Below are 1270 nucleotides of genomic sequence, written 5' to 3' on the forward strand. Positions count from 1 at the left end.
ACTCATCGCATCCTGGGGCTGGAGCAGGTCCCAAGGGTATGGCTGTTCGCCATTTAAAGCGGTACGTGAGTTGGGTTCAGAACGTCGTGAGACAGTTCGGTCCCTATCTGCCGTGGGTGTAGGAATATTGACAGNGATCTGTCCCTAGTACGAGAGGACCGGGATGGACGTATCTCTGGTGGATCTGTTGTCCTGCCAAGGGCATAGCAGAGTAGCTATATACGGAATGGATAACCGCTGAAGGCATCTAAGCGGGAAACCAACCTGAAAACAAGTGTTCCCTATCAGAGCCGTGGAAGACGACCACGTTGATAGGACGGGTGTGGAAGTGCAGTAATGCATGAAGCTTACCGTTACTAATAGCTCGATCGACTTCTTCGTTCCCATTGATTATGTTCATCAAGCGAAGCTTGATGAAATCTGTTCTGTCTTCACGGGCTAAAAGCCCTGCAGACGGCGCGCGCCAAATGGTATTTTGCCTTACGGCAAAAACCAGACGCGACGGACTACCGTCCTGTATGGCTGCCTCGCTCAAGCTTGAGTGTGGCACGAATACAGGCCAGAGGCCGTCGCATCGCGTGATGCGGCCGTCCGGAGCCCTTTGGGCGTCAGGACAAAACAGATAAGACGTGTCCATTAAGACAAAAAGAACCTCGTGTTCTCCAGCTTCTCGACAAACAACGTATGTTGTTGCGTTTTGCCGACCTGGTGGTTATTGCGGGGCGGCTGCACCCGTTCCCATTCCGAACACGGCCGTGAAACGCCCCAGCGCCAATGGTACTCCGTCTTAAGACGCGGGAGAGTAGGTCGCTGCCAGGTCTGCAAAACGCAACATCACATCCAACATCTTCTCAAACACAAAAACAAACGGCCACAAGGCCAGTCAAAGGCCGCACACAACGCGGCCTTTTGTGTTATAAAGCATAAGAATGCAAACAAGGCGGCGCACCCAATACGCTGCGCCCCTCACAGGAGACAAATTCTAAAGGATTTGCTCCGGCACTATGCATCACAGCAAAGCTGTGACGCAGTCGCGATAAATCCAAAAGGGTTTAACGCTGGAAATAACGGTATTTTGGCTAAAGCCAAAAACCCGACCAAGACGACATTTTGCCCAAGGCAAAAGTCGGGTAAAGACGCAAACTCTGCGAGTTTGCTCTGTCGCGACGAACCAAAGGTTCGCGCTGGTAACGCGGGGTGGAGCAGCCCGGTAGCTCGTCAGGCTCATAACCTGAAGGCCGCAGGTTCAAATCCTGCCCCCGCAACCAAC

At 52.8% G+C, this 1270-nt stretch carries 1 tRNA gene and 2 rRNA genes (1 of these 3 only partly in view); all 3 read left to right on the top strand.

The features are described 5' to 3' along the window. Positions 1 to 381, top strand: a 23S ribosomal RNA gene (locus ASF69_RS14820); it begins 2488 nt to the left of the window's first position. Between the two features lie 323 nt (positions 382 to 704). After that, a 5S ribosomal RNA gene (rrf, locus tag ASF69_RS14825) occupies positions 705 to 819 on the top strand. Between the two features lie 372 nt (positions 820 to 1191). Then, positions 1192 to 1268: transfer RNA gene (locus ASF69_RS14830), tRNA-Met, on the top strand. The last annotated feature ends 2 nt before the right edge of the window (positions 1269 to 1270 follow it).

Source organism: Rhizobium sp. Leaf311, assembly GCF_001423445.1.
GTDB lineage: Bacteria > Pseudomonadota > Alphaproteobacteria > Rhizobiales > Rhizobiaceae > Agrobacterium.